This window comes from Telluria sp. AZSoR62 (genome assembly GCF_058111565.1).
Genome location: NZ_JBYTST010000092.1, coordinates 1 through 417 on the forward strand (window position 1 = coordinate 1; position 417 = coordinate 417).

The 417-nt window shown below is 49.6% G+C and carries 1 protein-coding gene; it reads right to left on the minus strand.

Features of this window, described 5'->3' with window-relative positions; translation table 11 throughout:
• Positions 1-209: 209 nt before the first annotated feature.
• On the minus strand, positions 210-417 hold a 208-nt coding region (locus AC3XQU_RS23015; protein ID WP_489876479.1), incomplete at its 5' end, for a hypothetical protein.

The following is a 417-nucleotide window of genomic DNA, read 5'->3' on the forward strand; positions in this document are numbered from 1 at the left end:
ACCTGGCCATTTTTACCCAGCAATAGAATCTTCATACCAAACGCTCGGAATAGTGCTTCACGACCCATTCGCGGCAAGAGCCGGACTGGATATTGATGACGGGTTCATCCGTCCAGACGATTAACGTGCGAGCAACCTGCCCCACCGCCCCACTTCAGTAAGCCGACAGTATAGAGCCGCAACCATGGCAAGGCAGGTGTGCATGGACATTAACCCTTGGCCCGGGCAAAGGCGAACCCAACGACCGACCAACAATCCATGAAGCAGCGCGTCGCTATTTGCAAAAATCCAAACAAGCACTCGGCAAGCCAATAAAAAATGATGTATTTTACGAATATCGATAGATCAATTCGCAAAATGCGACAAAGGTCATAATGCCCAACCCAGACTTTTTCGGATTGGATGCGCCCATTGTTT